The following is a 6909-nucleotide window of genomic DNA, read 5'->3' on the forward strand; positions in this document are numbered from 1 at the left end:
CCCAGTCCCCCTCCTCCGCAGCGGAGTCCGCCCCATGGCCGAAAGCACCACAACCGGGACCGCCAACTACGACCCGGACGACTACTTCGCCCAGGCCGTCACCGACTTCACCGGCTACACGATCCCGGCCCGGTCCACGCTGTTCGACAAGCTGAGCAGCTCCGCCAACGACGACTTCGGCGACCTCAAGCTGTTCCGGATGGACATCCAGGGCATCAGCATGAGGTCGGTGACCGCGGCGGACTACTCGGCGATCGGCGGCTGGCAGGTCAACAAGGGCGAGGACTACGACCTGGCCTTCTACGACGCCGGCGGGGACGGCGCGCACAACAGCGTGAAGATGAAGAAGGCCCGGATCGTGATGATCGGCGTCACCGTCGACGAGCACGGCCGCGCCACGCTCTGGAGCGGCGGCGAGGTCACCGGCGGCGGCGCCTTCGAGGGCTCGTACTCGCACGTCCAGTGGGACTCGGGGCCGATGGCCCAGTACATCTCGGGCAGCAAGCTGGTCCTCGACCACCTGCTGGCGTCGCCGTACTCGACGCAGGGCTTCTCCTACAGCGGACTGTCGGTCATCGACGCCAACGCCGTCGACATGCTCTCCTTCGAGACCACCGGCCAGTCCTTCGACCGGGTGGTGCAGTTCTTCAAGGACCACTCGGACATCGTCGACAAGTGGATGACCTCGCTCGGCGAGGACCAGGCGGCCTGGAAGGGCAAGGCGGCCAGCCTCTTCTGGCATCTGCTGGACGAGCTGAAGACCAACTACAACGGCTACGTCTCGCAGTTGGGCGGCAGCGACTACACCCCGACCAACACCACCCTCGGCGGCTACGTCCCGAAGTCGAAGCTGAGCGACGCGCTGGCCGCCGCGCAGACGGCGCTGAAGCAGGCGGTCACCGATCTGCAGACCGCGTGGAACAACTGGGCGTCGGACGGCCAGCACGACCCGCACTACCACCTGAAGAAGATCCTCGACGAGATCAGCCAGTGGGTCATCAACAACAACATCAACCACGTGCTGTCGTCGCACCATTCCACCTACAGCCAGTACGGAGGCGGCGACTACACCTCCTACTCCACCGACGCCAACTTCAAGCAGTCCGTCCCCGAGTACGGCGACCTCACCCAGCACACCACCTGGCAGAAGGTCGCCGACGCCGCCGTCAAGAGCTGGTCGGACCACGCGGACTCCAAGCTCAAGCAGCCGTCCATCGACGCGCTCAGCAACGTGAAGAACGCCTGGGCCGACGTGCAGGACGCCTTCGACCAAGAGGTCAAGAACAAGAACAACGAGACGCTCTCCGAGGTCCTCCAGAAGGAGGAGAACGAGATCGCCGAGGACGAGGCGAACAAGAACAACGACAAGCTCAACGACAGCCTCAACAACCTCGATGACAATCTCAACAACCTCGGCGACAACCTCAACAACCTCAACAACAACGTGAACGACAACCTCAACAACCTCGGGGACAACCTCAACAATCTCAACGACGGCCTGAACGACAACCTGAACAACATCGGTGACGGCCTCAACAACCTCGGCACGAACCTCAACACCAACCTGAACGACGGCCTCAACAACATCGGTGACGGCCTGAATTCGAGCCTCAACAACCTGAACGACGATCTCGGCAACAGCCTGAACAACGTCGGCAGCGGGCTCGACGACCTCAACAACCTCAACACCAACAACCCGCTGAACGGCGACGGTTCGAACGGCAACGGCGCGAACGACCTCGCCAACACCGCGCTGAACACCCTCGGCCCGTCGCTCCTGAACTCGGGCAACGACACCACCAAGGACGGCTCGACCACGCTCAACTCCCCGACCGGGGGCACGACTCAGCTCAACGGCGACGGCAGCCTCACCACGACGTTCCCGGACGGCTCGACCCAGACCATCGACCCGTCGACCGGCCTGGTCACCACCACGAACCCGGACGGCAGCACCTCGGTCTCGCAGCTCAACCCGGGCAGCACCATCACCAACCCGGACGGCTCGACGACCACGCTCAACGACGACGGCACCCTCACCACCAAGTTCCCGGACGGCACGAGCCAGACCCTCAACCCGGACACCGGCCAGGTCACCACCACGAACCCGGACGGCACCGTCAGCACGTCGACGCTCAACCCGACCGAAGGCTCCTTCACCACCCCGGACGGCTCGACGGCCCAGCTCAACTCCGACGGCTCGCTGACCACGAAGTTCCCGGACGGCTCCACCGAGACCCTCAACCCGGACACCGGCCAGGTCACCGTCACCGACCCCTCGGGCAACGTCACCACCACGCATCTCGACCCGGGCGACTCCTTCACCAACCCGGACGGCTCGACCACCACGCTGAACGACAACGGCACGCTGACCACGAAGTTCCCGGACGGCTCCACCCAGACCCTCAACCCGGACACGGGCCAGCTCACCACCACCGACCCGTCGGGCCACACGACCACCACCGACATCGACGGCACCGACCTCCCCTCGTCCTCGATCGACACCAGCGGCCTCAACGGCAACGGCATCGACACGAGCGGCATCGACACGAGCGGGCTGAACAACGCCAGCAGCCTCGACACGAGCGGCCTGAACACGACCGGGCTCAACAGCGGCGGCCTCAGCAGTGGTGGCCTCAGCAGTGGTGGTCTCAACACGTCCGGCGGCGGCCTGGATTCGGGTCTCGACGGCGGCTACGACGACTACGACAGCACCCCCTACACCGGCGGCCCGCTGCGCTCCGACTCCCTCGACACCGCCGCCCTGGACGCGTCCACCCCGGCCCAGGCGTCGAGCGGCACCCCGCTCAACCCGATGGGGATGGGCGGCATGGGAGGCATGGGCGGCGGCGGTATGGGCGGTGGCGGAGGCGGCGGCCAGGGCGGGACCAGCGAGCGCACCCGGGCCGTCCTCACCGACCCGTCCAACGGCGCCACCCGGCGCGGCCGGACCAACCGGGCGGCGAACGTGGACGAGGACGAGGACGTCGTGTACACCCGGCCCACCACGTCCAGCGCCCCGTACCCGGTGGGCGGCCCCGGCAGCAACGGCGCCGGACAGAACGGCCGCTCCACGGAGAGCGGCGACCGCGCCCGCGACGCGTGGCTCACCGAGGACGAGGACGTCTGGGGCACCGACGAGGGCGGGTCGCCGGCGGTGATCGGCCGATGAGCAGCGAGTCGATCGAGCAGCGGCTGGCCAAGGCGGTGGCCGAACTGGAGGCCACCGAGGCCGCGGTGGCCCGCGCCGAGGGCGAACTCGCCCACGCCGAGAGCACGGTGCGCTCCGCGGACCGCGCGGTCGAGGTGACCGTCTCCGCGCAGGGCGACCTGCGCGCGCTGACCTTCCTGGACGACAAGTACCGCACGATGCCCGCCGGTCAGCTCGCCGCGAGCGTGCTGGAGGCGGTGCAGGAGGCACGGGCGCGGATGGCCCGGCACGTCATGGCCACCTTCGAGCCCTTCACCAAGGCCAACCCCGAGGCACCCGAGATCACCGGCTTCGACGTCGACTGGAACAAGATCTTCGGCCCCGGTGTCCTGGAGGGCCCCAAGGGCGGCCGACGGCGCGGGGCCGGCCGGCTCCGCGACGAAATCAGCGAAGACCCGGAGGACTGAGAAGACGATGTCGTCGAACGCTTACTCCGCCAGCCCGCCCGCGCTCGTCGCCGGTACCCGGCAGATCGAGCAGATCAGCCGGCTGGCCAATGAGATGATCAACGAGTTCATCACGGACGTGTCGTCCACCTCCGGCTGGCCCGGACACGACGACAGCTACGCCAAGCAGATGCTGCCGCAGGAGAAGGAACAACGGGAGGGCTCCATCAAGACCGGCTCGTCCCTGTCCGAGGCGATCGTCAGCATCGGCGACGGTACCCTCACCAACCTCAAGAGCGTGCTGGGCACCCAGAGCGGCGCACTCGGCGCCATCCACGACTCCGACATCAACACGGGCGACACCGACGGTGGTTCGCACGGCGGAAAGCACTGACGCAGCGGATCGCCCCTGATGACCATCCACGCGTCGCCCCAGCTGAACAACCTCATGTTCGTGCTCATCGGCGAGAAGTTCCTTCAGGCCGACGAGGACATGGCCTTCGCCAACGGCAAGCCGTACCAGCGGCTGGGCCGGCGGATGCGTGACCTCTCGGACCTGATCGAGCAGACCGCCGGTGGGGTGGGGCGCGCGCTGCCGCCGCAGGTCGGGAACAACTACGTGCGGGCGATGCACATGTTCCTCGACAGCGGCGGCGTCAACTACCTGCGGGATTTCGCCGACCAGCTCGACGGCATCGGGCAGTCCCGGACCAAGTCCTCCATGGACATCATGGAGTCGAAGTGGCAGATCATCGCCGAACTGGTCCGGCTGCTCATCGAGTTGCTGGTCATCGCGGTGCTGTCCGCCTTCACCGGGGGTTCCGCCTCCAGCCAGGCCGCGGTGGCGAAGGCCCGCAGCCGAGTCGCCATTCTCACGCTGATGGAATGGCTGATGAAGAAGACGCATCTGATGCCCAGCGTCACGGAGGCGATCGAAGAGGCGTTCACCACCTTCGCGGTACGGCTGGCCATGATGCTCGGCGCGCCCAAGGGCCGCCGGCCCAACGGGTTCGACTGGTCGCAGATCATCCAGGACGGTGTTTTCGGCGCGTTCACCGGCCTGTTCCACGGCCTGCTCTCGGACCTCGGCAAGGGCCTGAAGAACAACTTCAAGAACATCTTCGACACCCACAACCCGTTCAAGGACATCAGCGGCAACGGGAAGAAGTTCGACAACCACAAGTTCGACAACCCGGATCTCAACACCAAGCCGAACCCGAAGCCGACACCCACGCCGAACCCGAAGCCGACGCCGACCCCGAACCCGAAGACCACGCCGAATCCGACGCCGACCCCGCACATCACCCCGAAGCCGAACCCGACGCCCACCCCGAGGCCGAAGACCTTCGGCGACAAGGTGAAGCACGAACTCGGCGAGGACTTCGAGCACTTCATCACCGAGGGCGGCGCGGAGACGCTCGGCGAGATCGCCACGGCGTCCATCTTCGGCTTCCCCATCGACCCCCTGAACACCTTCCTGGGCGCCGGCCTCAGCTCGATGAGCGAACGCCACCTGGGCCAGGGCGCGGGCGCGATCGGCAACAAGTTCAACTTCACCACCCCGCCACAGGTGAACACCCTGGGCACGGCGGACATCCCGGACGACGAGACCAACTCCAACTCCAACTCCGGCTCGGACAACGGCCCTTCGACCTCTTCGACGAACGGCCCGTCGTCCGACTCGACGACCACGTCGGGCCCCGGCCCCACCAACACGACGTCGAACAACGGCAGTTCGCCGACGATCACCACCCCCCCGCGCACATCCACGAACACCCCGCCGACCGAGTCCAACGACACCCACGTCGACGACGTGAACGTCGACGGGGGAGACCTCCAGAACAACGTCCCGCACGGGACGACGAGCACGTCCGGCGGGGGCGACTCGTCGTCCAGCACGCCTACGGCCCATACGTCGACGAGCAGTACGCCCACGAGCAGTACGCCCACGAGGTCGCCGGAACAGGGCGATACGGACGGCGGTACCGACGAGGCACAGGGGACCGGTCAGCAGAACGACACCTCGACCTCCGCGGACACCTCGGACACCTCAACTCCGGCTCCCTCGCCGGACGTTCCGGTCGCGAGCGGGTCCAACACCAGCGTCGTACCGCCGACCACGGGCACGGGTACGGGTACGAGCACGTCCGGTTCCGGTACGTCTTCGAACAGCGGCGGCAACCCGCGTACTACGACAACGGGGCGCCCGGAGAACACGACTTCCGACAGCACCAGCACGGACACCACGAACGGCACCGGCACCGGCAGCTCGAACAACACGGGCACCGAAGGCATCGACACCTCGCACTCCGATCCCGGCACCGTCAGCAACACCGACAGCAACACCGGCACCGACACGGACACGGACACCCGCACCGATCTCCCCACCCCCGTCGCCACCACCAGCAACACCGCGCCCCCTACGACCAGTTCGGCACCGGACACGACTCCCGCGCCCGAGGCGACCCAGCCGTCCCACTCCGGTACTGCCACCCCGGCACCGAGTACGGAGACGACCACCACCACCTCCTCCGATGCCACCGCCGTACCGGAGCCGAACAGCACGCCCGCCCCCGTGCCGTCCGTGGATCTCACTCCGTCCGTGACCCCGGACTCCGCGCCGGAACCCGGCAGTTTCGAGGATGCTCGCGGCGGAGTGACGCCCTCGGAGCGCAGTCACACCTGGGTCGATCCGGTCTCCCGGCCCCTCGGGGCGGACGGCGCACGTACCCAGTACGTGGTGCGGGCCGGTTTCGCCGTACGGCGTTTCACCCACGACGGGGAGCCGGTCACCGATCTCACCGTGACCTATCGGCTCACCGGCAACCCGGGCCTGGGGGCGCAGGTCGACGGCGTCCAGCAGCGGCTGACGGACGGTGTGCGGCGGGTGTTCAACACCCCGGGCCACCGGCTGGGGGACGGGAGCCTGCTGCACGTCACCGTCGTGCCGGCCGCGCCCGGCGAGACGCCGCACCTCGATGTCACTCTCACCGACCCGACGGACGGGATTCCGGCGACTCATCACTCGTGGCCGGCCGACATCTCCGACTCTGACCTGGCCCACGAGATCGGCCATCAGGTCGGGCTGCGCGACGAGAGCGGCTTCGACTCGGCCGCCCCGCACCGCGGCGGCACGTCCAGCCTGATGGGCGACCCCACGAGGTTCACGCCCGCGTCGGACCCGGCGTACGCGTCGGGTGGGCTGAGGCCCCGCCACCTCGCACTGATCGGTACCCTCGTCGGCGACCCCGCGGACGACCACCGGGGTCCCGGACGGCGGGGACCGGTCAAGGGCGCGCCCGGCGCGGACCCGCC

4 protein-coding genes are annotated in these 6909 nt (G+C 67.9%); all 4 read left to right on the forward strand.

Features of this window, described 5'->3' with window-relative positions; translation table 11 throughout:
• Positions 1–34 precede the first annotated feature (34 nt).
• Entirely contained in the window at positions 35–3169 is a 3135-nt protein-coding gene (locus AC31A1_RS43440; protein ID WP_489658591.1) for an AAWKG family protein, read from the forward strand.
• A complete protein-coding gene (locus AC31A1_RS43445; protein ID WP_043678273.1) occupies positions 3166–3615 on the forward strand; it encodes a YbaB/EbfC family nucleoid-associated protein in 450 nt (149 codons plus the stop codon). The genes AC31A1_RS43440 and AC31A1_RS43445 overlap by 4 nt, the downstream gene beginning before the upstream one ends.
• A gap of 7 nt (positions 3616–3622) precedes the next feature.
• Entirely contained in the window at positions 3623–3988 is a 366-nt protein-coding gene (locus AC31A1_RS43450; protein ID WP_489658592.1) for a hypothetical protein, read from the forward strand.
• An 18-nt stretch (positions 3989–4006) separates the two neighbouring features.
• A partial coding sequence (locus tag AC31A1_RS43455) for a WXG100-like domain-containing protein (protein WP_489658593.1) occupies positions 4007–6909 on the forward strand: 2903 nt, incomplete at its 3' end.

Source organism: Streptomyces sp. P5F9 (genome assembly GCF_057961495.1).